Annotated in this window: 23 protein-coding genes and 1 pseudogene; 15 read left to right on the forward strand and 9 right to left on the reverse strand. The window is 38.0% G+C overall.

Annotated elements, in window-relative coordinates:
* Window position 1 precedes the first annotated feature (1 nt).
* From HXT41_RS01395 to HXT41_RS01405, 3 genes are all read right to left on the reverse strand, one after another.
* Complete coding sequence (locus HXT41_RS01395) at window positions 2-943, reverse strand: DUF58 domain-containing protein (RefSeq protein WP_415691625.1); 942 nt, start codon at window positions 941-943, stop codon at window positions 2-4.
* On the reverse strand, window positions 940-2,064 hold the full coding sequence (locus tag HXT41_RS01400) for an AAA family ATPase (RefSeq protein ID WP_033888761.1): 1,125 nt from the start codon (window positions 2,062-2,064) through the stop codon (window positions 940-942). The genes HXT41_RS01395 and HXT41_RS01400 overlap by 4 nt, the downstream gene beginning before the upstream one ends.
* A 90-nt stretch (window positions 2,065-2,154) precedes the next feature.
* Window positions 2,155-2,871, reverse strand: a complete 717-nt coding sequence (locus tag HXT41_RS01405) for a uracil-DNA glycosylase (RefSeq protein WP_004106746.1) — start codon at window positions 2,869-2,871, stop codon at window positions 2,155-2,157.
* 127 nt (window positions 2,872-2,998) lie between these two features.
* On the opposite strand from HXT41_RS01405, the gene HXT41_RS01410 reads away from it, so the two are divergent.
* Both HXT41_RS01410 and groL read left to right on the forward strand, forming a co-directional pair.
* A complete protein-coding gene (locus tag HXT41_RS01410) occupies window positions 2,999-3,667 on the forward strand; it encodes a LytR C-terminal domain-containing protein (RefSeq protein ID WP_102703072.1) in 669 nt (222 codons plus the stop codon).
* A gap of 200 nt (window positions 3,668-3,867) precedes the next feature.
* Window positions 3,868-5,493: a chaperonin GroEL gene (gene groL / locus HXT41_RS01415; RefSeq protein ID WP_012914136.1), complete on the forward strand. Its 1,626-nt coding sequence runs from the start codon at window positions 3,868-3,870 to the stop codon at window positions 5,491-5,493.
* A 106-nt stretch (window positions 5,494-5,599) separates the two neighbouring features.
* Here the strand turns inward: groL and HXT41_RS01420 are convergent, their stop codons facing one another.
* On the reverse strand, window positions 5,600-5,893 hold the full coding sequence (locus HXT41_RS01420; protein ID WP_004111519.1) for a WXG100 family type VII secretion target: 294 nt from the start codon (window positions 5,891-5,893) through the stop codon (window positions 5,600-5,602).
* A 51-nt stretch (window positions 5,894-5,944) separates the two neighbouring features.
* Here HXT41_RS01420 and HXT41_RS01425 point away from each other — a divergent pair, with 51 nt between their 5' ends.
* The 6 genes from HXT41_RS01425 (at window position 5,945) to HXT41_RS01450 (ending at window position 14,348) form a co-directional block, all read left to right on the forward strand.
* Window positions 5,945-6,850, forward strand: a complete 906-nt coding sequence (locus tag HXT41_RS01425) for a hypothetical protein (protein ID WP_421788764.1) — start codon at window positions 5,945-5,947, stop codon at window positions 6,848-6,850.
* A 78-nt stretch (window positions 6,851-6,928) separates the two neighbouring features.
* Window positions 6,929-7,669: a response regulator transcription factor gene (locus HXT41_RS01430; RefSeq protein WP_004111521.1), complete on the forward strand. Its 741-nt coding sequence runs from the start codon at window positions 6,929-6,931 to the stop codon at window positions 7,667-7,669.
* A 2-nt stretch (window positions 7,670-7,671) separates the two neighbouring features.
* Window positions 7,672-9,618, forward strand: coding sequence for a sensor histidine kinase (locus tag HXT41_RS01435; protein ID WP_012914138.1), 1,947 nt, complete (start codon window positions 7,672-7,674; stop codon window positions 9,616-9,618).
* A 191-nt stretch (window positions 9,619-9,809) separates the two neighbouring features.
* Window positions 9,810-10,199: a cold-shock protein gene (locus HXT41_RS01440; protein WP_012914139.1), complete on the forward strand. Its 390-nt coding sequence runs from the start codon at window positions 9,810-9,812 to the stop codon at window positions 10,197-10,199.
* A gap of 17 nt (window positions 10,200-10,216) precedes the next feature.
* Complete coding sequence (locus HXT41_RS01445) at window positions 10,217-11,605, forward strand: DUF3027 domain-containing protein (protein WP_033888762.1); 1,389 nt, start codon at window positions 10,217-10,219, stop codon at window positions 11,603-11,605.
* A 151-nt stretch (window positions 11,606-11,756) separates the two neighbouring features.
* Window positions 11,757-14,348 (forward strand): ATP-dependent Clp protease ATP-binding subunit, encoded by a 2,592-nt coding sequence (locus HXT41_RS01450; RefSeq protein WP_033888763.1) that lies wholly within the window; start codon window positions 11,757-11,759, stop codon window positions 14,346-14,348.
* 90 nt (window positions 14,349-14,438) lie between these two features.
* Here the strand turns inward: HXT41_RS01450 and HXT41_RS01455 are convergent, their stop codons facing one another.
* Together HXT41_RS01455 and HXT41_RS01460 are read right to left on the reverse strand one after the other, a co-directional pair.
* Complete coding sequence (locus HXT41_RS01455; RefSeq protein ID WP_421788765.1) at window positions 14,439-15,122, reverse strand: DUF4190 domain-containing protein; 684 nt, start codon at window positions 15,120-15,122, stop codon at window positions 14,439-14,441.
* A 307-nt stretch (window positions 15,123-15,429) separates the two neighbouring features.
* On the reverse strand, window positions 15,430-15,570 hold the full coding sequence (locus HXT41_RS01460; protein WP_004111528.1) for a type IIL restriction-modification enzyme MmeI: 141 nt from the start codon (window positions 15,568-15,570) through the stop codon (window positions 15,430-15,432).
* A gap of 552 nt (window positions 15,571-16,122) precedes the next feature.
* On the opposite strand from HXT41_RS01460, the gene HXT41_RS01465 reads away from it, so the two are divergent.
* From HXT41_RS01465 to HXT41_RS01480, 4 genes are all read left to right on the forward strand, one after another.
* Entirely contained in the window at window positions 16,123-16,506 is a 384-nt protein-coding gene (locus HXT41_RS01465; protein WP_410310404.1) for a recombinase family protein, read from the forward strand.
* Between the two features lie 48 nt (window positions 16,507-16,554).
* Window positions 16,555-17,049 carry a recombinase family protein gene (locus tag HXT41_RS01470; protein WP_410310403.1) on the forward strand — a complete coding sequence of 165 codons (495 nt, stop codon included), beginning with the start codon at window positions 16,555-16,557 and terminating at the stop codon, window positions 17,047-17,049.
* A 57-nt stretch (window positions 17,050-17,106) separates the two neighbouring features.
* Window positions 17,107-17,883 carry a hypothetical protein gene (locus tag HXT41_RS01475; protein WP_410310402.1) on the forward strand — a complete coding sequence of 259 codons (777 nt, stop codon included), beginning with the start codon at window positions 17,107-17,109 and terminating at the stop codon, window positions 17,881-17,883.
* 311 nt (window positions 17,884-18,194) lie between these two features.
* Complete coding sequence (locus HXT41_RS01480; RefSeq protein WP_421777153.1) at window positions 18,195-18,911, forward strand: hypothetical protein; 717 nt, start codon at window positions 18,195-18,197, stop codon at window positions 18,909-18,911.
* 165 nt (window positions 18,912-19,076) lie between these two features.
* Here HXT41_RS01480 and HXT41_RS01485 read toward each other — a convergent pair whose 3' ends face one another.
* Entirely contained in the window at window positions 19,077-19,376 is a 300-nt protein-coding gene (locus HXT41_RS01485) for a hypothetical protein (RefSeq protein WP_410310400.1), read from the reverse strand.
* Window positions 19,377-19,743: 367 nt separating this feature from the next.
* On the opposite strand from HXT41_RS01485, the pseudogene HXT41_RS01490 reads away from it, so the two are divergent.
* Window positions 19,744-19,911 (forward strand): annotated as a pseudogene (locus HXT41_RS01490) (ATPase); the annotation flags it as partial.
* Window positions 19,912-20,176: 265 nt separating this feature from the next.
* Here HXT41_RS01490 and HXT41_RS01495 read toward each other — a convergent pair.
* On the reverse strand, window positions 20,177-20,509 hold the full coding sequence (locus HXT41_RS01495) for a type II toxin-antitoxin system RelE/ParE family toxin (protein WP_012914160.1): 333 nt from the start codon (window positions 20,507-20,509) through the stop codon (window positions 20,177-20,179).
* Window positions 20,506-20,820, reverse strand: coding sequence for a type II toxin-antitoxin system RelB/DinJ family antitoxin (locus HXT41_RS01500; RefSeq protein WP_012914161.1), 315 nt, complete (start codon window positions 20,818-20,820; stop codon window positions 20,506-20,508). The genes HXT41_RS01495 and HXT41_RS01500 overlap by 4 nt, the downstream gene beginning before the upstream one ends.
* Before the next feature lie 406 nt (window positions 20,821-21,226).
* On the opposite strand from HXT41_RS01500, the gene HXT41_RS01505 reads away from it, so the two are divergent.
* Both HXT41_RS01505 and HXT41_RS01510 read left to right on the forward strand, forming a co-directional pair.
* Complete coding sequence (locus tag HXT41_RS01505; protein ID WP_012914162.1) at window positions 21,227-21,985, forward strand: hypothetical protein; 759 nt, start codon at window positions 21,227-21,229, stop codon at window positions 21,983-21,985.
* Between the two features lie 271 nt (window positions 21,986-22,256).
* Window positions 22,257-23,339 carry a hypothetical protein gene (locus HXT41_RS01510; RefSeq protein WP_421782541.1) on the forward strand — a complete coding sequence of 361 codons (1,083 nt, stop codon included), beginning with the start codon at window positions 22,257-22,259 and terminating at the stop codon, window positions 23,337-23,339.
* Window positions 23,340-23,525 lie beyond the last annotated feature (186 nt).

Raw genomic sequence — 23,525 nt, forward strand, 5'->3', positions numbered from 1 at the left:
TCTATTCAACCTCCTTGTTAAATGAGTCAGCAAGATAATTTGTACGGCTCACTTTTTGTGCAGAAATATGGAACACTTCTTCACTTGAAGAACCATGAATTATTGAAGATTGAACACCAAGCAGCATATCGTATAAAGCGTTTATTCTAATATTTCTACGAGCTTCGACTTCATTTTTATTTGATTCTTTTTTCAAAAACGCCGGTACTTTACGTAAAGTAATTCCATCAAATATTTGCAAATCAATTGCAGAATCAAAAGGATTAATAGGAGAGACAACAATAACTACAAGCTTATGATTTTGCGTAATTTTACGCAAAGATTCAGAGTTATGAGCTTGTAATGCATACTCATCAGTTATTAAAACTACCAGACCATTATTGTCAATATTTTTTAGTAACGAAGTAAGCAACGCATCAATGTCTCTGGTATTCCTACGAGTATTAAGCAACGTATAATCTAGATTTCGCTCAAAATCAGAAAGATTACTAGCAGAATGAACATTGATAACGTTTTTTCCATCTGCACACAACAAAGAAACAGCATCATGACGTTTTAAACTCAAAGATGCAAAAAAGCATGCAGAGTTAGACGCAACTTCATACAGAGATTCTCCAGAAACACAAGCTCCATTCATATTGATGCTTGTATCTAAAGCAATCCAAGTATGAGAAGACGAAGTACGCTCTCTAGAAGACACCATAGGTTGTCCAGTTCGAGCACTCGCAGACCAATTCATCATGCGAGCTTCATCTCCTGGCTGCCACGCGTGTATGTCAATAATATCACCTGTGCCAAAACGTCTGTGCGAAGGATGGTCTCCCTCTAATAAGCCTAAAGCTTTACGCGCAATAGGCAAATCAATTCGCTGATCCAAAAGCTCAATTTTGCGACGCACGGCTTTAGCAGGTTCAGATAATACTAACCGCTTCGTACGCATCATGGCACAGGAACCGTCTTAACTAATGCATCAATTACTTGATCTGTAGTAATAGAATCAGCTAAAGCTTCAAAAGTTAAAAGTATGCGATGCCTTAACACTTCATGCGCAAACAATTTAATATCTTCAGGTATCACATAATCGCGTCCAGAAAGTAAAGCGTGAGCTTGAGCAATACGAATAAGTGCAATTGATGCACGCGGGCTAGCTCCCATACGAACCAATGAATTAATTGTAGGAAGTGGATGCGTACCTTCACCGCGAGAAGTTGCAACAAAATCAACTACATATTTCATAACTGCTTCAGAAACGTGTATGCGACGCGCTGCAGTACGCATAAAAACAACATCTTGCAAACTTATGCGTTGAGTATTTAGCTTTGAAGGATCAACGACATCCAATCCGCGTTGAGTAAGTAATTGCAGCATACGAACTTCCTCTTCAGGATTAGGGTAAGTCATAACTGCCTTTACCATAAAACGATCCATTTGGGCTTCTGGAAGATTAAATGTTCCTTCTTCCTCAATTGGATTTTGCGTAGCAATAACCATAAATGGTTGAGGCAGAGGAATTCTTTCGCCTCCAATAGTTGTTGCTCCTTCTGCCATAGCTTCAAGCATTGCAGATTGAGTTTTTGCATTTGAGCGATTAATCTCATCCAACAAAATAACATTTGCATGGATAGGACCAATTTGCGTAGTAAAATGTTGAGAAGCAAAATCAAAAACTTGAGTACCAACTAAATCTGCTGGCATTAAATCCGGAGTACACTGCACACGACGGAAACTACCTGACATAGCTGTTGCAAGAGTTTGAGCAGCAGTAGTTTTTGCGAGACCTGGTACTGATTCAATAAGAATGTGTCCGCCTGCAATAAGAGTAAGAATAAGAGACTCTCGTAAAGCGTCTTGACCGACTAAAGTTTGTGCAAAACGTGCGCGCAAAATATTTGCAATTTGCTGACAACGACGTATGTCATCACTCGAAATAGTTGCAGTGACTTGCGCACTTGCATTAGAAACAGCAGACGGTTGAGGTACAGCTGATCCAATGCCAAGCTTAGAAGCAATTGAAGTTTTATCGGTTAACGGTTTCTTCTGTGGTTGCGGTGGAAATAATGCCATAAGAGACATTTTAACCGATATGCAGTACTGACATGTTCAAAAATGGCATTTTTATTGTCTTTATAAGATAATTTGCAATATTTAAGACAATTAGATTTCTTGAGAATCTAGGGACCAATTAATTGGCGAAACTCCCATATTAATTAAGGCCTGATTAGCTCTTGAAAATGGATGCGATCCAAAGAATCCTCGCATTGCAGAAAGAGGACTTGGGTGCGCTGAAGTAATAAGAGTTGCATTCGTCAGCAAAGGAGCCAAACTTTGCGCATTACGACCCCATAAAATAGCTACAAGCGGCAATGGATTACCATTGCAATCAGTTCTATTGTTTAATGCTCGAATAGCTGCATCGGTTACAGGCTCCCAACCTTTTCCTTGGTGGCTATTTGCCTTACCGGCCTCAACAGTTAAACATCTGTTAAGAAGCATCACACCCTGCCTGGTCCACGGTGTTAGATCTCCACTTTTTGGAGTTTCTACACCTAAATCGTTTACTAATTCTTTATAAATGTTTATGAGACTTTTTGGCAGTGGGCGCACTTTTGCAGCTGTGCAAAAACTTAAGCCTACTGGATGGCCCGGCGTTGGATATGGATCCTGGCCAACAATTAAAACTTTAATGCTTTTTAGTGGAATAGAAAAAGCACGCAAAATGTTGTGGCTAGCAGGAAGAATATGATGTCCGCTTTCTATCTGCTCTCGCAAAAATACTCCCATTGCGCGTATTTGTGGCTCAACTGGCTTTAATGCTTCAGCCCAATCAGGATCCATTAGCTCGTTTAAAGGTTTAATATTTTGAGGATTCATATTGCTACTGTATGTCAAGGCATACCATAAAAGGAAACCAATCAAATTTTCTAAATTTGTGCTTTGTGCTAAGCATTAGATAGTATAGATTCATTATTGTTTAAATGATTTTATAAGGAGTGCAATTATGGCGCGAAATAATCAGAACGTGTCGTATACGCCTGATGCTTTTGATGAGCCACCAGAGGGACCGATTGGAGTTCATCGTGGAAATCCTGCGTGGTATGCCGTAATACTTCCTTATTTTGTTGCATTAATTGTTGCAGCGGTTGTTGGTGTTTTGGTTTGGGCTATCGCTTCTGGCGAAATCTCACATCTTCCGTTGCCTTGGAATCATCAGCAACAATCATCTCAATCAGCATCGCCTTCTAAGACTTCTGAAAACAAAAAGTCGGTTAAAAGCGACGAAGATAAATCTTCTGAAGGCGAAGATGACGACGATAATAAATCTGAAGAAAATAAATCAGATAGGAAAGATGCTGGTGACTCTAAGGATAATTCAGCAAATGATTCTAAGACGCAAACTTCACTAGATAAATCAGTTGCTGTGAAAGTTCTTAACGCAACCAAGATAAGCGGTCATGCTGCTGCTGGCGCAGATAAGTTAAAGCAAGCGGGATACGCAAATGTGACAGCTGGAAATCCAACTGGTAAAGTCCCAGGCGAGTCTGTTGTTTGGTATAAAGACGATTCACAAAAAGCTGCAGCTGAAGATATTGCAAAGACTTTAGGTATTAGTGCTGTCGAAAATGAAAAACAAATCGTTTCTCCGATTGTAGTTGTGCTTTGCAAGTAATATTTTTCGCATAAAAATAACCGGTTAGAATTATTTTCTAACCGGTTTTTATGTATAAACGCCAAAAAAGTTGGCACTCGGGTACATAGAGTGCTAATCTTCAAATTAGCACTCAAGCCTTGAGAGTGATAATAAGCAGCTGACGGCTTATTACTCAAGATTGCAGTGAAAAGTTCATAAATAACGTATGTGGAGGAACTATGGCAAAGATTATTGCCTACCAGGAAGACGCCCGCCAGGGTATGCTCGCCGGTTTGGATAAGCTTGCAGACACTGTTAAAGTTACACTTGGTCCAAAGGGTCGCAACGTTGTATTAGATAAGACTTACGGTGCACCAACTATCACAAATGATGGCGTTTCTATCGCTAAGGAAATAGATCTTGAAGATCCATACGAGCGTATTGGCGCCGAACTTGTTAAGGAAGTAGCTAAGAAGACTGATGATGTTGCAGGCGACGGTACTACAACTGCTACTGTTTTGGCACAGTCTTTGGTGCATGAAGGTTTGAAGAATGTTGTTGCAGGAAGCAACCCAATCGCTCTTCGCCGCGGCATCGAAAAGGCTGCTGAAGCAATCGTCAAGGAATTGCTTGCTTCTGCAAAGGATGTTGAGACCAAGGAACAGATTGCTGCTACTGCTACGATTTCTGCAGCTGATCCTGAAGTTGGCGAAAAGATTGCTGAAGCTTTGGATAAGGTCGGTCAGGATGGTGTTGTCACAGTTGAAGACAACAACAAGTTTGGTCTTGACTTGGACTTCACTGAAGGTATGCGCTTTGATAAGGGCTATATTTCCCCTTACTTCGTCACTAACGCTGACGATCAAACTGCTGTTCTTGAAGATCCATACATTTTGCTCACTTCTGGCAAGGTTTCAAGCCAGCAGGATATCGTCCACATCGCTGAGCTTGTTATGAAGTCTGGCAAGCCATTGCTTATTATTGCTGAAGATGTTGATGGTGAAGCATTGCCAACACTTGTTTTGAACAAGATTCGTGGCACTTTCAACACTGTTGCTGTTAAGGCTCCAGGATTCGGCGATCGTCGTAAGGCTATGCTTCAAGATATGGCTATTTTGACCGGTGCACAGGTTGTTTCTGACGACCTTGGCTTAAAGCTCGATTCTATCGACGCTTCTGTGTTTGGTCACGCAGCTAAGGTTATTGTTTCTAAGGATGAAACAACTATCGTTTCTGGTGCTGGATCTAAGGAAGATGTTGATGCTCGCGTGGCTCAGATTCGCGCAGAAATCGAGAACACTGATTCCGATTACGATCGCGAAAAGCTTCAGGAGCGTCTTGCTAAGCTTGCTGGCGGCGTTGCTGTTATTAAGGTTGGCGCTGCTACTGAAGTTGAAGCTAAGGAGCGTAAGCATCGTATTGAAGATGCAGTTCGTAACGCTAAGGCTGCTATTGAGGAAGGTTTGCTTCCAGGCGGTGGCGTAGCTTTGGTTCAGGCTGCTGCAAAGATTGAAAAGTCTCAAGCAATCACAGAGCTTAAGGGCGAAGAAGCGACGGGTGCTGCAATCGTGTTCCGCGCTGTAGAAGCTCCAATCAAGCAGATTGCTCAGAACTCTGGCGTTTCTGGAGATGTTGTGCTCAACAAGGTGCGTGAGCTTCCAGAAGGCGAAGGCTTCAACGCTGCAACCAACACTTACGAAGATTTGATGGCTGCTGGCGTTACTGACCCAGTTAAGGTAACTCGTTCTGCTCTACAGAACGCTGCTTCTATTGCAGGTTTGTTCTTAACCACTGAAGCTGTGGTTGCTAACAAGCCAGAAAAACCAGCTGCAGCACCACAAGCTGGTGCCGACATGGGCTACTAAATTAAAAGTTGTAAAAATTTTATAGCTGAATAGCTCATAGTAAATGGCGGTATGCTCACAAGTAAAGTATACCGCCATTTATATTTCATTAGATTATTCAGACTATTCAGCCCATTCCAAATAGGGAAGTAGCTTGAGCTTCCGCATCAAGATACACTCCTGACGCATGTTGCATAGCTTGCTGAATTGCTTCTAATGATTGTTCCATTTGTTGTTGCGCCGCTCGCCACTGCTGAGCGGTCGACGCAAATTGTGTAGCCGCCGATCCAGTCCACACGCTCTGCAATTGCTGTAAATTGGTATACATCCCGTTGACTGCATCTCTAATTGCACTAACCGAGGTTCCAACGGCTGCCGCAGCCTGCTGAATTTGCTCTGAATCAACTCGAAATTGTGCCATATTTCCCCTCCATTTGTTTTGCGTCTAAATAAACGCTTTTTATAAATTATTTTGCGAAACATTCCAAATAAATTAAGCAAGGATTTTTATAATGCTACTTTTACTTGTGTGATGTCACGCTATTATGAATATATGCCATCAAAAAACTACGAAAAAGATTCATGCACCAATGTGGTTAAAAGCTTAACTTGCACGCGTATTGCAAATTTTAACTACCAGCATTCTCATTCAAAACTATTTTTAGCTAAACGCGTATTGCTTTTATTAATGGCATTTTTATTTAGTTTTTCTTTTATTCTTCCAACTCTTCCAATAAATTCGCTCATATTTTTACCTTTAAATAGAGTAAATACAATTAATGCATATGCTGAAAGTAATGAGCAAAATTCTGGAATAGTTGCAACAGACTCAATAACAGACACAGAAAATTTGCTTGGGGATTCTGTCAGTAAAGTTGCTGACATGATTGAGACAACAAAAAAGCGTACAGGAGTAAATGTTAGGCTCTTATATTTGTCTACTTTTGGAAATACAAAAAATCCATCAAAATGGGCTAGTGATTTGTTGATTAGTACGCTTCCAGCTAAAAATACTGTGCTGCTTGCAGTAGCAACTCATAATGGAAGATTAGTTGTAGCTGTTTCGCCTAATTCCGATGAATGGCTCAAAAATAAAAATACTGTAGACTCGTTATCCGATGCAGCTTATAAGCCATTAGTAAGCACAACTGGAACGCATTGGGATCAATCTGCAATAATGATGATGAAACAAATAATGCGTGCAAAACGTACGTCAACAACTTCTTCTGCAAGTCTTATTTCTACAATTATTATGCTATTAATATTGTTGGCATTATTCTCAATAGTCGCGATTATTCTGTTTAGAAAGAATCGCATACAACGTCAAATACTTGCTGGTGTTAGAAAAGCTCGTAGAAGGCACGCTCGTCACAGGTAGACAAAAATATTCGATAACTTGTTTTATTTTCAGCAATTATTCAGGAAACATTCAGCTTGATAAGTGATGCTAATCAATATGAGTAAGAACGTTGAAGCATCTATTGTCGTGGTCGATGACGAGCCATCAATCCGTGAACTTTTGGTAGCATCTTTGCATTTTGCTGGGTTTGAAGTAGAAACTGCTGCATCCGGCTCAGAAGCTGTTGAAGTAATTGAACGAGTAAATCCAAATCTTATCGTTATGGATGTTATGCTCCCAGATATTGATGGTTTTACTGTTACGAGGCGTATTCGTCAAAATGGAATTAAAGTTCCTGTATTGTTCCTAACTGCAAGAGACGATACACAAGATAAAATTATGGGTCTAACCGTTGGTGGAGATGACTACGTTACAAAGCCATTCAGCTTGGAAGAAGTAGTGGCAAGAATACGAGCAATTCTTCGCAGAACACAAGAACCTGATGAAGAAACTCATATTATAAAAGTTGCAGATCTTGAGATTAACGAAGATTCTCATGACGTAACTCGATGCGGCGTGCCAATCGAACTTAGCCCAACTGAATACAAACTACTTCATTATCTTATGGACAATGAAGGTCGAGTTCTGTCAAAAAGCCAGATTTTGAATCACGTATGGCAGTACGATTGGGGCGGAGACGCAGCAATCGTTGAATCTTATATTTCTTATTTAAGAAAGAAGATTGATGGCATTGAAATTACTGATGATTCAGGAAAACAGCAAAAAGTAGTTCCTCTTATTGAAACTAAACGTGGCATCGGTTATATGATTCGAGAGCCTAAGGCAGGTCAAGCCTGATCATGCAATCTAGTAATAATAACTACAATAACGCTGAATCAACTATTAGCAACAGCACAAATAATAACTCTAAAGATGATTCAGATGTTAGAACTGCTGGAAAAAGTGTTGCGATAGAGCTAAGTGAAAATAACAAAAAAAACAAAAAGCCTCGTAAAACCTGCTGGCTACGTCGTCGCATAAATGCAATACCACTGAGTACGCGTTTAGTTGCATGTACTCTCGCTATTTTAACTGTAGCCGCTTTTTGCATATCACTATCAATTCAGCAGCTCGTAGGAAATTATTTGCTAGAAAAAACTGATGTACAATTAGCAAGTCAAGCGCAATTTGTTTATGACAATGTTGATTCATTGCGCATGAAAAACTCAAATCAATCTTCAGTAGGTCCAAATAATTACTTTATGCAAGTTAGAGATACGCATAATAAAATTATTTCTACTCCATTAATACCAATTAAAGGATCGGTTGTTTCGGTTCCTAAACTTCCTGCAGACGGTTTTGATAGTAAAAAAATTGTTACCCACAAGCCTTACACAGCACCTGCAATCGTCAAGGGGAATACTAATAAAGTCGATGCAATCACTAAAAAGGCTGCAACAGCTCCATGGAGAGTTTTAGTATTAACGTGGGGTCAAAAAAATAGCTATAACTCAGAGTTAAGTGTTAGCGGTTATGTCTATATTGCTTTATCTCTTAGCGATCAAATTGATACCGTTAGCACACTTACTCGTTACTGTATAATGGTGAGTATTGCAGTTATTTTGTTTGGAGCAGTATTTTCAGCAATTATTATTCAATCAGCTTTAAGACCGTTAAAACGAATTGAAAAAACAGCTTCAAAAATTGCTTCTGGAGATTTAAGCAAACGAGTTCCATCTGCTCCTGAAAATACTGAGGTTGGATCTTTAGCAGCTTCTCTTAACTCTATGCTTGCTCGTATTGAAAGAGGATTTAATGAGCAAGAAGATATGACAGAAAAAATGAAGCGATTCGTTTCAGATGCAAGTCATGAATTACGTACTCCATTAGCTGCAATTCATGGATATGCTGAGTTATATACAATGTGGCGCAACATGCCAGGAGAGCAGGAGAGAGCAGATGACTCTATTGCCCACATTAAGGCTTCTAGCGAGAGAATGACTGAACTAGTAGAAGATTTGCTTTCTTTGGCGCGTTTTGATGAGGGTCGTGGAATTAATATTTCACAGCAAGTTAGCTTATCTCCAATACTTTCTGACGCGGCTAATGATCTACATGCTCTTGATCCTGCTAGATCCGTTCAACAAGGCTATTTAACTATTTCAGATGAGTGGAAGCTTATGAGTTGCACAAATTGCGATTTTGAGCGTAAGCTCCAATTCCATGTTGGTACACTTCCAACTGTTACGCTACTCGGTGATGGTGCTAGATTACGCCAAGTAATGACAAATATCGTAGGAAATATTCATAGATACACCCCTGTTGATTCTCCTGTAGAAATTGCAGTAGGAGTTATGAAGGCGTCTATAACTCCAAATGAATTATCTAAATTACCTTCTGTAAAAGAATCACTGAAGGAGTTTTTGGAAGCAGCGGAAGTCAGCCAATCTACTGATACGGGTCATAAGTATGCTGTAATTCGAGTTGTTGACCATGGCCCTGGAGTTCCAGAAGAATCATTGTCTAGAATTTTCGAGCGTTTCTATATTGCTGACCCATCAAGAGCTAGAGAAAAAGGTGGAACTGGCTTGGGTATGGCAATTGCGCAATCTGTAGTAAAAGCACATCATGGTTTTATTTGCGCAACTATATCTTCTCCACTAGAAGCATCGACCAATTCTAAAACTAATCTTGATGACACTATGGATGGGTCTGAGCAAATAGATGTTAAAGCTCATGGCCTAACTCTTACTGTAGTTCTGCCAGTTAATGAAATCGATGAGCCTTCTAAAATTGTTAGCGATTAAAATATTGGCATTAGCAACACTTGCGTAGGTTAAAAAAATTTTATTGCCCGCGTGTATGCGCTACAATGTAATAAGGAAACAAGTAATAACAATATTTGGTACACTATCTATAAACCTATCGCATATGCTGATACTTTATGCCTTGTGCACTTCAGCGTGCGAAATGAGAATTATTTGGAGTGAGGTGTGTTATGCCCAATGGGCGCGTGCGTTGGTACGATACGCAGAAGGGGTACGGCTTTATTGTTGGAGATGATGGTAAGGATGTTTTCTTGCCAGCAGCAGCATTGCCAGTTACTGTAAAAAGTTTACACAAGGGTACACGAGTTGAGTTTTCTGTAATTGAAGGTCGCAAAGGACCACAGGCTATGGGCTTGAATGTTATTGCAACAGCACCATCGCTTGTAAAGGCTACTCGTCCTAAAGCCGAAGATATGGCAGCTATTGTAGAAGATCTTATTAAGCTTCTTGATTCTGCTGGTAATGGTTTGCGTCGACGTCATTACCCATCAACTGCTGAAAGCAAAAAACTTGCTACATTGTTGCGTGCAGTGGCAGATAATTTTGACGTTCAGGAATAGTGTCTGGAATATTATTTATGACTGATGAAGTGATGGATCCACAAGAACTAGCTAGAAGTATAGCTGTGGAAACTTCAGAACGTACTGATGCAGTAGGAGATTTTGTATCTTCTATAGAGCTTGGCAACGGAGTTACAGACTTTCGTTTCGTAAGCAATTTAGTTGGGTATGAAGGCTGGCAGTGGTCAGTTACGTTGTATCATGATGAAGAAACGCAACGTTGGACCGTGAACGAATCAACGCTTGTTCCTACTGAAAATTCTTTGCTTTCACCACCATGGATTCCGTGGAAAGACCGCTTGAAACCAAGTGATCTTTCTGTAATGGACTCTATTGGCACATCTGAAGACGATTCTCGACTAGAAGATGGCTTCCGTCAAGTAAATAATATTGATGATAATAATTCTGAAAAGAATATAGAATCAGCAAATTCAGATGATTATTCTGAGTCTAAAACTGAAGATGACGCTAAAGCTAATACTAGCGAAGAAGATGCAGACACAAACGCAAACGCAGAAAAAGATATTAATCAAAATCAAGAATCTTGCGATGCAAATAATGATTTTGACGAAGATCTTGAAGAAGCTGTTTCAACGCTAAGACTGTCTCGCAGACGAGTAATGACTGCGGAAGCAATTTCGCAAACAGCTAAACGCTGGTACGCAGGTCAACATGGCCCAAAGTCGTTATCTACAAAAATTGCCGATGGCAAAGCATGTTCATCATGCGGATTCCTCATTCCTCTAGCTGGAAGTTTAGGCTCTATGTTTGGCGTATGCGCAAACATGTGGAGCCCAGACGATGGGCGAGTTGTATCGCTTGATCATGCTTGTGGTGAGCATTCTGACATTGAACCACCTGAGCCATCGCAGCTTTGGATTCAATCTGAGCCTGCATACGACGATTATCATATTGACATTTTGCAACAAGCTCCACGAGATGAGCGAGCAGACGTTGAGCTTATTGAGGAAGCAATCGAAGACAGTAAGATGCATCGTCGTAAGCGCAGAAAATTAGATTCAAAATTGCGCAACAAAAGAGAAGTCTCAACAGACAACGATGAACAAAATAATTTATCTGAATCTGATTTAATAGACAATTCAACTATTGGCGAAAAATCATATGAAAATAATGATGACAAAAATCGCGAAATTGAAGTTGAAAATCAAACTGAAAAAATTGAAGAGACTGTAGCTAATGAATCTGAAAAATTTGAAAAATCCCAAAAAGATACAGATTATCCTGATTCTTCAGAAGTAAACTTAGTAGACGAAAATTCTGTTACAGAAGAAATACCGTTAACAGGAAAAGTGGAAGAGTCACAAGAATCTGAAGACACTTCAAAAACTACAGCATTCACATCAATGCGATTATATAAAAGAAAATCTCGCAGACAACATAAGTAATTATGCAAGAAACGAGAATATGAATATTTAGGTTCATCATTCATGATTATTGTGATGCTATGGAATGCTGTACGAATGAATAAATATATACGACGCTTCGCGTCATGGCGACTCGTTACCATGGAATGAAAGAAAAGAACGGAAGGCAGTTATGTTTGAACGGTTCACTGATCGCGCACGACGCGTGATTGTGCTAGCTCAGGAAGAGGCTCGCTCACTTCAGCACAATTATATTGGTACTGAGCATATTTTGCTAGGGCTTATTCGCGAAGGTGAGGGCATTGCCGCGAAAGCGTTAAGCTCAAAAGGCGTAGGCCTAGAAGGCACTCGCAAACAGGTTGAAGAGATGATCGGCAAAGGCACTGTTTCGCCTGCTGGTCATATTCCTTTTACGCCTCACGCTAAGCAAGTGCTTGAACTGAGTTTGCGCGAAGCTCTTCAGCTTGGTCACAGTTATATTGGTACTGAGCATATTTTGCTAGGGCTTATACGCGAAGGCGAAGGTGTGGGCACGCAAGTACTTATAAAGATGGAAGTTGATCTTGGAGACTTGCGAAGCACTACTGTTGATTTAATTCGTGGAGATAATGCTCCTAATGGTAGCGAGAAGGGCGAGTTAGCTAATGCTGGAAGTGTGCAAGATAAGCGAAATCAATCCGGCTCTGCTCTTCTTGATCAATTTGGACGCAATTTAACATTTGAAGCTCAAGAAGGAAAGCTTGATCCTGTTATAGGTCGTTCTGAAGAAATTGAACGCGTTATGGTTGTACTTAGCCGACGCACGAAGAATAATCCTGTGCTTATTGGAGAGCCTGGAGTTGGTAAGACTGCAGTTGTAGAAGGTCTCGCACAGAAAATCGTTGAAGGCGATGTGCCGGAAACGTTAAAAAATAAGCAAGTTTATTCTCTAGACTTAGGTTCAATGATTGCAGGATCTCGCTACCGTGGCGATTTCGAAGAGCGCTTGAAAAAAGTGCTTAAAGAAATTAAAACACGCGGCGATATTGTGCTTTTTATTGATGAGATTCACACTATTGTTGGAGCAGGTTCTGCTGATGGAGCTCTTGGTGCATCCGATATGCTTAAACCAATGCTTGCGCGTGGAGAGCTACAGACAATTGGTGCTACTACTACTGACGAGTATCGCAAGTATATTGAAAAAGATGCTGCTTTGGAGCGTCGTTTCCAGCCGATTCAAGTTCCAGAACCTACAATTGCTGAAACTATCGAGATTCTTAAAGGATTGCGTTCTCGCTACGAAAATCACCATCATGTAACTATTACCGATGGAGCTTTACAGTCTTCTGCTGAGCTTTCTGATCGTTACATTCAAGATCGTCACCTTCCAGATAAGGCTATTGATCTTATTGATGAAGCTGGTGCGCGCTTGCGTATTAAGCGCTTGACTCAGCCGCCTGAGCTCAAAGAATTAAACCATAAGATTGCTAAGATTTCCGAAAAGAAAGATGAAGCAATCAAGCAGCAAGATTTTGAAGAAGCTGCCAATCTTCGCGACGATCAAGAAAAGCTTGAGAATGAAGCTGCAGAGAAGGAAAAGGCTTGGCGCGAAGGCGAGTCTAACGTCAAGATGGTTGTTGATGAAGACATGATTGCTTCCGTTGTTTCGAGCACTACAGGCATTCCTGTAGTAAAGCTTACTCAAGCGGAATCACAGAAGCTTCTTCAAATGGAATCTGAACTTCACAAGCGTATTGTTGGTCAAGATGAAGCTGTGTCTGCTTTAGCTCGCTCGATTCGTCGTGCTCGAGTTGGTTTGAAGGATCCTAAACGTCCTTCTGGATCGTTTATTTTTGCTGGTCCTACTGGAGTTGGTAAAACTGAGCTTGCCAAGGCGCTTGCAAACTTCTTGTTTGATGACGATAATGCCTTAATCAGAGTTGACATGTCAGAGTTTGCAGAAAAGTATGCTGCGTCTAGGCTTTTCGGTGCTCCTCCTGGATATGTTGGATATGAAGAAGGTGGCGAGCTTACTGAAAAAGTTCGCAGAAAGCCATTCTCTGTGGTGCTTTTCGACGAGATTGAAAAAGCTCATCCAGATATTTTCAACACGCTTTTGCAGGTACTCGATGACGGTCACTTAACAGACGGTCAGGGTAGAAAAGTGGACTTCAAGAATACGATTATTATTCTTACCACCAATCTTGGTACTCGCGATATTGCGAAGGCTGCAAACACTGGCTTTACACTTGGAAATAACGCTGATTCCACGTATCAGCGCATGAAAGATCAGGTTAATTCTGAGCTTAAGCGTCATTTCCGTCCAGAGTTCTTAAACCGTTTGGACGACACTATTGTGTTCCGTCAGCTTACGGAGCCAGAAGTTCGTCAAATTGTTGACATGGACGTGAAGTTGCTTAACGACAGGCTGTTTGATCGTCACATGTCTCTAGAAATTACGGATGCCGCTAAGAATTTGCTTGCACAGAAAGGCTTTGATCCTTTGCTTGGTGCACGTCCGTTGCGTCGCGTAATTCAGCGAGATATTGAGGATACTATTTCTGAAAAGATTTTGCTTGGTGAACTTTCTGACGGCGAACACATTAAGGTGGATGCTGAAGGCGAAGGATTGCTGGGGGAGTTCACAATTAAAGGCGAAAAGTTTGAGACAATAGACACAACTGCTGCTGTTGCTACTGAAGAAAATAAATCTGAGGATAATAAGTCTGAAGATAGCGAAAAAGAAGATAGCGCAGCTAAAGAAGATAGCAATAAGAATAAGTAAAGTTACACAATAACTAACTGAATACACTAAAAGCCCGGCGCGTAAACTCGTCGGGCTTTTGTTTGAATAAATTTTATAAAAACGTATAAATTACTTAGCAGTTATGTCAGACGCAGTGCACATTACATTAGCAGAAGTTCCAGCTGCGCTCTTATGAGACACTTCTTTGCCATCAACAGTAATTGAACATTCAACTTTGTAATTGTCTGGCGTTGGATTATCAACGTCTATTTTTGGCGATGCCATGATTGTCCAATCCTTTTGAGCATCCTTGCCAGTAAAGACTTTCTCCCAAACACCATTATTTGTGCTTTCATTGCTGTTAGAACCAGAAACTAATAAGTTAATATCAGTTGGAGCAGTGCCCTTAACTTGAATCTTCATCTCTTTAGCATTCTCATTGGCAATACCTTTTGCCATATTGTCTAGCTTTTTACTTGCTTTATCTAAGCCAGACTTAGCTTTATCTATAGAAGCACTAAAACTTGCTTGCATAGATAAAGTAATTACTATTGAAAGGATACCTAGAACAAGACCAGCGATTACCATTCCATGACCACGCTTGTGTCCTTTTTTACCAGTTGATTTCCAAGAGCATCCAGCAAAAACTATTGCTAGAACTCCCAACACTATGCACAAATTGTTAATAATTGGAACTACAGAAAATACAATGCTAATAATACCCAATACAAGCGCAGATACTCCAAGCCCACTCAAATGCTTGTTATTGTTATCATTATTCACTGGAGGCATTTCCATATTCTCCCCATTCATCTTTCTTCCTTTCTTAATTCGATTTGAAAATTATGCAAAATTAGAGTCAGCCCCAAAATTTGCATACATCACAATAAAGTTTATTCACTTAAAAAAAAAGCAATATTTTTTTCGAACTATGAGGATAAAAGGTTCAGTTACGAGTTTCACAATTCAACTGCGTATTGTTTCAGAAGAATGAATATGCTAGAAGGTCACACAAAACTTGTGACCCTCTGCTAACAGCAATCAACACTTCTTAATATAAATCCTGACTTGTAGAAACTACAGATTTGTTTTTAGTTTTGTGGGTTTGTTTATATTAAATTCATTCCTTAGTCATGTGAATATAGGATTTGAAGAGAATTTCTAGGCGCTCGTCGTTATTAGTGCAAGGCTTTGTAGCACCAAAAGCAACATCTACTATTTTATCTAGCTCGTTGTGAGCTTTGCGCAAATCTGGAGGCATGTAGGTCGGTCTAGTTTCTTAACTCTTGGATACTCTGAAACTGTTTGCTTTCGTACTCTGAAACTGTTCCTTCTAAACTCTGAAACTGTTTGCTTTTATACTCTGAAACTATTGCTTTCTGTGTTATATATCCCAACACTCATCATGTTGAGAGTGTCGTATTGATGTCTAGGGCTGATTAGGTGAGTGCAAGTTTGCCCTTGTGTAGCAGGGTTTAGTGAGAGTTATCGTTAAAGGGTTTAGCCTGTGGTGGATTTAAGCTGGCTTTGCTCGGTTTTTGAACGTATTTTGGCTGTTTGAGGGAAGATATCAACGTTCTAGGGTCGCGTGCACAGGATGTTAACGTACTTCGCTTGCGTTGAAAGCACACTGTGCTTTCAACTTTGAGCAAGCTCAGCGAATCGAAGTGCATTCGCGAATTATATTTAATCGCTCATGCAAGTCGATTCGCCACTTTGCACCCAGCTGGTGAAGTGGGAAAATAAGGTTTAGGCTAATTATCATGGAGAAGAAATCTAAGTTTCGTTAGTCTAAAAATAAGGAGAGATGGCTATGGATAAGATAGATGAGCTAAATAGTGATGTGATAGTCATCAAACCTAAGCGGGTTGTTAAGGATTATGCTGTAGGTATTTATGCTCGTGTGAGTACGAATCGTAAAGAGCAGCTGGATAGTCTTTCGACTCAAGTGTCTGGTCTTACTCGTCTTGCTGCTTCTCACATGACTTGGTTTGTTGCTGATATTTTTCTTGATGTTGCTTCAGCTAAGGTTGGATCTTCAAGAAACGAGTTTAATCGAATGATTGATGAGTGTGAGAAAGGTAATCTTGATATTATTCTTACTAAAAGTGTGAGTCGTTTTGGTCGTGATACAGTAGATGCTTTAGAAGTATTAAAAGTAATAAAACAAGCCTGTGCAAGAATTATCTTTGAATAAGAAAACCTAGATAGCCAAGAAGATGATACAGATATGATCATATCCATTATGGAATCATTAGCACAATCAGAAAACGGACAGAGAAGTGAAAATATACAATGGGGTCTGAAGCAAAGAGCAGCACAAGGCACATCAAAACTTTATAATCGAAAGAGCTATGGCTATAATCATGATGAAAATGGAGAGTTGATTATAAATTTCCAACAAGCAAAAATAGTCAAGAAAATATTTAATTGGTACTTAGATAGGAAAAGTGTCATAGGCATTGTCAAAGAACTTGAAAAAGAAAATATTAAATCTCCAACAGAGAAAAACAAATGGCCAAAAAGAAGTATTGAAACCATGTTAGAAAATGAAAAATATACAGGTTCTGTAAAACTATTAGATTCAGTAAATAAAGAAAATTATTATCTTCTAAAAGACAATCATGAAGCAATTATTACAGAGGAAGTATTTAATAAGGTTCAAAAAGAAAAATCAAGTAGAAGTAATCTTAATGAGGACAATGTTAGAAAGAGCAGAAAATATAGTTCAAAAAAATAAAGTTATGTTATAGTACATCAGAGGATAACACAAAATTGTAAATATAAATGAGGTAAGATGGTGAAAAGAAAACAATTTGATGATTTTTATTTTGTTAAAGACGTTCAATTTCATGAATTAGATGAAGTTCAAGAGCATTATGAAAAAAATAACGGTGACATATCTTATTATAAAGGAAATATGAGATGTCCAGAATGTAAAGAAGCCAGACTAGCTTTTACACACAAAACATCAAAGAACCGTGAATACTTATCAAAAGAGCCTACTTCGAATCATTTAGGCAACTGTTCCTATAATTATGATTATGCTACTAAAAAACAAATAATTGAGTATGTAAAAACAATTAATGAAGACCAAATTCAAGATAAGCTCGAATCAGCATTAAATATGCTGATGAATAGAGACACATCAACAGACATTAAGATAAATAGTCACACACAAAGAGATAATCCACTTATTATAAAAAGTTCTAACGGGGGCAATTCAATACAACGAACAATCCCAAGAAAGAGTTTTAGTATGCGGTTAGATAAAGAATATGAAGGTAAAGTTTTTATATTCTATGGTAAAGTTAAATTAAAGGTTGAGCCAGTGAAACAAGCAGAGCAAGAGGGACGAGTTGAGCCATCTGAAGAATTTTTCAAACTATTGATTTATACCAAAAGAAGAGATGAGACATGGGGATATAAAACAAAAGTATTTCGTGGAAGAGTTGAAGATAAAATAGATGAAACTAAAGAATATGATATAGCAATTTTAGGGTATCTCGACTTTTCTTATGGGAATACACCAGAAATAAAGCTGGTAAAATACAACTCATTACTATATAGATAAAATCTTATGAGAGAGGTTATAACGAAATAATAATTATTTTTTAGCACTTTCTATAGTTGAGTCATATATTAGCCTAATCAAAAAAATAGTTGGTGCAGACGATAATGATGTAAAACAAGAATAATTAGCGGTTTTATGAAATAAAAATGAGATAGAATATAACCTAACTATCACACGTGGAGTGTGTTTGCCTAATGTCCAAGGCGTAATGTCGAGACGCGTGGAGTGTACAAGATTGATGTAAGAAAAATGCACACCATTTGCACCTGGCTTTGTATGTGTATTTTACGCAGAAGGAGAGAGAGTTTATTATGGGTAACAATAGTTCGAAAGAAGAGTTAAATACTGAAATAAAAAATGCTGGAAAAGCATATTCTGAGATAGAAACATTGAATAAGGATTTAAGTAAATTTAAAACAAATCAAAATCAAATTAACATGCATAGAGGTAGAGGTAAATTCAAAAATTTATATTGGTGGGTAATAGATCTAGAAAATGAAGTGGATATTTACAGGATTAAATATAACAAAATTTTTTTAATGCCATATACTTTTGGACTTACAGAAGATGATTTAAATACAAATACAAGTACGGATATAATAGATTTGAGAAATTATGAAGAAAATGATGAGTTATCTGATGAAGAAGGTAATAATTTATTTTATCGCATAAGTAAACAAAAAAATTATAAAAAAGCTAAAATACATTCTAACAATTATAACGTAGATATAACTACAGGTAATTTTCACCCACATGATGCTTTGAAGGGAGTAATAAAAGGGGAAAAAATTAAACAAATCATGCTAGTAAGAAATACCTTAAGAAATACATATAAAAATCAATCTCACTACGGAGTTTTATGCGAAAAAAACAATTGCCCTAAAGGCGAAGAAAAAAATTTCATAGTTTTAAGAGATGAAGCCAATGAATTCTACTACATTCCTAAAAAATGCATAAAACTAGTAAAAGAAAACGAAGAACTTGGAAAAGCACTTATTGATTTTTTAAATTCCATAGGAGTTGAATAAATAATATTACTTAGAACTAAGAAATAGTTATCAGATGTAAATGTGATGTGACCCCAAAAAGTTAGACTTTTGTGCTTGAAAAAATAGGGGGGTATTTGATAATTTTACGTAAGAAAATAAGTAAAGCAGCTATAGGCTATAAGAAAAAATAATATTTGTATATCCCTATTTTTCATATTCGTGTATAACACGTTTTATAAGAGCTTCTTTACCGGGGCCTGGTTCAATCATTGATAAGAAATGACGGGATGAAATTGTTGTAAGCAGATCAATTAGATATCTCACGCTTTCGTCAGGCCCAAGAATAGTATCTTCTTTACCAATATGTTTAAGGATGTAATGCTTGTAGTATTTAGCCGTACTATTAGGTTTCCAACCATTTTCTTTTAGTTCATTGTATAATTTGTCAAGATCTAAAGTAATGGTGACCGTTTTAGGTAAATTAATGTTTTCATTCTTATCCATAAATTTGTACCTCCTATTGCTGATAACATACTTCAATGTAGAAACAAAGGCAACAAAATTAAAAAGTGGTAGGTAAAAATCTCCAAAGACCTATTATACGCTACGCAAAAAGACTGTATAAAGCTTCAGGATAAAGAAATTTTCAGATCTCAGGAATGGTTGACATACCACATATTGATGCTCCAAATTATATTGTTGTGTCTAGTGGTCTTGTGCCGTTTTCTCAAAGGCAGTGTAGCTGTGATAAGCAAGACTTTGTTTGCTTTTACGAGCATGACATAAAGTTTAGAGATATTTTGACGCATACGGAAGATTACTTGATGTTAACACGTGGATGTCGTTGTTAACTAGTAAAGGTAATCTAGACAGACCTAGCTTGAAAAAGTTTAAAGAATTATTCCCTAATCAAACGAAATTACGCATACGATTCTCGCTGAATAATCTCAAACTAGACGATGATATGTTGAATATTCCGTTATTTATGGCTGATTACACGGATAAGCTTATAGAACTTGCGCTGAAAGAGAATAATTAAGAAAGAAAGATAATTAAGAAAAGGAACGATTAGAAGACATAGAAATAAACTAGTGCAAAAGTTAAAAAGAGTGTCAAATCCTACGAAACGTTACGACCAGCCTGGGGGGCTTCTAGGCTGGTTTCATTCCCAAAAATCAAGCTATTAAGCCAATCTTAAACCTTTTTGCGATATTTTCCTATCGTTAAAAGGTGCACCCAATATCCATAGTGTGCACTAAAAAGTGTGAATACGTTGCCAGTACTTTTCTATCCCAAATCGCGCATTAATTGTTTGAGTCGTTAACAATGTTTTCAATATTTCTGCCTGAGTAGAAGATACGAATAACTGTTACAGTCATTTGGTTTTCGTCTACTTGGTAAAAAACTGTGTAGTTATCGACTGAAACTCTGCGTATTCCCATAGAATGCCACGGCTCCCACTCTACAAGCTGATAGCGCATAGGCATAGTGTTAAGAGAACGGATAGCATTCTTAATGCGGTTGACTTGTTTTTCAGCTGTTTTTGGAACTTGTAATGTAAAGCGAATGTATTCGTATAGTTCTGTAAGATCAAGGAACGCTTGCGGAGAATAAATGACGCTATAGGTTGTGCTCATACGCCGTATTCCTTAGCGAAGAATTGTTCTACTTCATCTGCACTATATTGTTTGCCAGTCGAAAGTGAATCGATGCCTTTTTGTAATTCTGCATCCAGTTCGGCTCGAGTTAAATTACCTAAAGCAAGCGGTTTTTCTTGTGTATTAGTCGGCAGACGAAGTTCAAATGGCATGCCTTTTTGTAAAACGATTTGACTATAAAGCATTTGGATTGCTGAAGATGGAGTTATTCCAAGCTGGTTCAATATGCTTTCAGCGTTTTCTTTAAGATTTGTATCTATTCTTGCATATACAGCGTTTGTGTTTGTCATTGTGTTCGCATCCTTTCTGACCTTATTTTACAAAATAGTTGCAAGCATACGCAAGCAGATGAAAGCAAAAGTTTAACTACTATTCAGATTATAGCTTTCCGTTGTTGGTTTAGGTGTTTTTTGTTGGATGTGAATTAGGCGCATTGACGAACAAATAACGCGCTTTTGGGGGTCATGTGATTACAGAAACTGTTTGCTTTCTGTGTTATACGTTTCGCAAGCATCACGCTACTTGAGCCTTTTGTTAACACGTTAAAAATTGCAGTGGGATAATACAAAAGGATTACATATCAGTTTTCTGCATCAACAAATTCGTACGTACGCTGATTCTATTAAATACGTACGCTGATTCTATTAAAATAGTTTCATAATCTGTACGCACTTTTAATGAGGAGAGTGTTTAGTTATGGGATATTCAGTTACACAACGCATTAAGAGCATTAAACAACCTTATGGTGGATATTTGCCACGAAAAGAATTTGTTGAAGAATCATTAGGCGAAGGAATAGAAGACTTATACGATAAAGAGAACATTCACCCAAGTTTAGTTGGTATAGTAGTTGACTACATGACTCGTTTAATGTCTGGATCGAGTGCAATAGACGCGTTTAAAATTTCCTTATTGGGCGCAATGATTATAAACGAACACGATAATGCATCGAAACTTATGTCTGGCATTAAAGGACTTGGCGATGAAGATATAGTTAACGCCGTCAAACTTGTTGGATTCGACGTATGCTTTAGATATGGTCCTATTGGCTACAGGCCTTTTGACGAAATCAATCCCGATGAGCACACAATCCAGAACATCAGAGTTATGGTTCAGCGCTCGCTTCATTTTCTTGAGTGTTATGGCCCGAAGGTGCTTGATGGTTTTACGCTAGAGGGCGGTTACACTGATACGGTAAGTGCTGGCGATGGTGATTTTATAACAGCAGATACTTTGTGGGATTTTAAAGTTTCTAAAGAAAAGCTGGATAAGGATCAGACTCTTCAACTGCTTATGTATTGGCGTATGGGTTTGCGTTCTATTCATCCAGAGTTTCAGAATATTAAGTACTTGGGTATTTATAATCCGCGCATGAATAAGGTTTATCGAATTGCTGTTGAAAACATATCCGAGGAAGTTATACGCGAAGTTGAGAAAGATGTGATTGGATATTAGGATTAGGCGGTTTTGCATACAAAGTATGTCAAGTAGGAAACATATTGCGCAATGAGCTTAACGAGAGGAGCATTACGCACGAAACTACTTCTAATATTTAGTGTTTTATGCGTGGGAGTCCTTTGTTTATATCAATAGTCTTTAACTGAATGTTTTGTGGTTTGAGCTAAAAGGTGGTTTTGTGATACAGTTTCATTGATACAAATATGGTGAGAATAAAGAAGTTCTAGTTCATAGCCGGCAAGTGTTCTTGCGTTAAGGAGTGCTTTAAATGTCGCAGAATAACGAAATGTCAGAATTGACTAAGTCAGGGTTATTGGATATTTTCGTGAGCGAAGAAGATAAAACTGGAAATGACATTTTAGCAATGTCTGATTTTTTTGATGTCATAGATAGAATTAAGCGTGATGTGGAAGTGAATACACTGTGGGAAAAGATTGATAATGTTGGAAACGTTGTTGGTTTAGTATCAAATGCTCTTAAGATTGGCTTTGATGTTTCTAATGCAAATATGCTTGTTGCAGATTTTTCGCATTTTGGTGAAGATATTATTAACGGTCTTAAAAATGGTACGTATAGTATTCAAGAATCAAAAAAGTGTGTTGGCAATTTTTGTTCTAACATTGTTAATGCAAAAGGACGTATTGTTAGGTCTATTACACTAAGAAAAGCAATTGATTCAACACAAATTTTTTCTAATGTTCCAATGCTGTGTATACAACTATCTCTTCAGCACATATCTTCACAAATAGCTGATGTAAGTAGAAAAATTGATATGATGATTGAAGACGCTCGTAGCGAAAGCTTGATTGATAAGTTTATGAATGCGAGAGACAAGATTAAGTTAGCATCTAATGCGTCATCAGAAGAACAAGAAGAATATCTAAAAGAAGCAGACACATATTTAATGGAAGGTCTTAACTCTTTGTATTCGAATATATATAACCGAGTCAAAGACTTAGATAAGATTAATAAAAAAAGAGTATGTGGAAGTATTAATGATGTAGATTCAATACTTTCTTATATTACTGAAGATATGAAAATAATACCGAAATATCTTGGGCTAAGAACATATCTGTTTCATTATCGTGGAAAGTTTGAGGATATAAAGTCTATTTTCGAGCATTATTCAGGTTTTCTACGTAAATTAAATGAAGCAAGAATTTATAGCGGTAATAAATATACTGCTTTTGAATTAATTCACGAATATTACCAGTACAATGAGGAAAATATTAATTTTTGGCTTGAAGAGCCAAAACAGATAATTAATTCAGTTGATTCATATAAGGCTCTATTGGCTAATAAGAGTAGAGATATCTTGTGTTTAGAGGCGGAGCGTTTAGAAAATGAGTAAAGAATGCGAAAAGCGTCGTTGTAAGCTTTGTAAGAAATTGCTTATATGTGAGAAACATTTATGTAAAAGATGTTACTTAGATGCAAAAAATAAGTTTTGTTTCGCTGCTGGTACTGCTGTTATTGCTTGTCTATCAGTTTTTAGTAAAAATGCATATGACAATAAAAACAAAAATTCTAGCAAATG

Source organism: Gardnerella sp. DNF01189 (assembly GCF_049244195.1).
Taxonomy (GTDB): Bacteria; Actinomycetota; Actinomycetes; order Actinomycetales; family Bifidobacteriaceae; genus Bifidobacterium; species Bifidobacterium swidsinskii.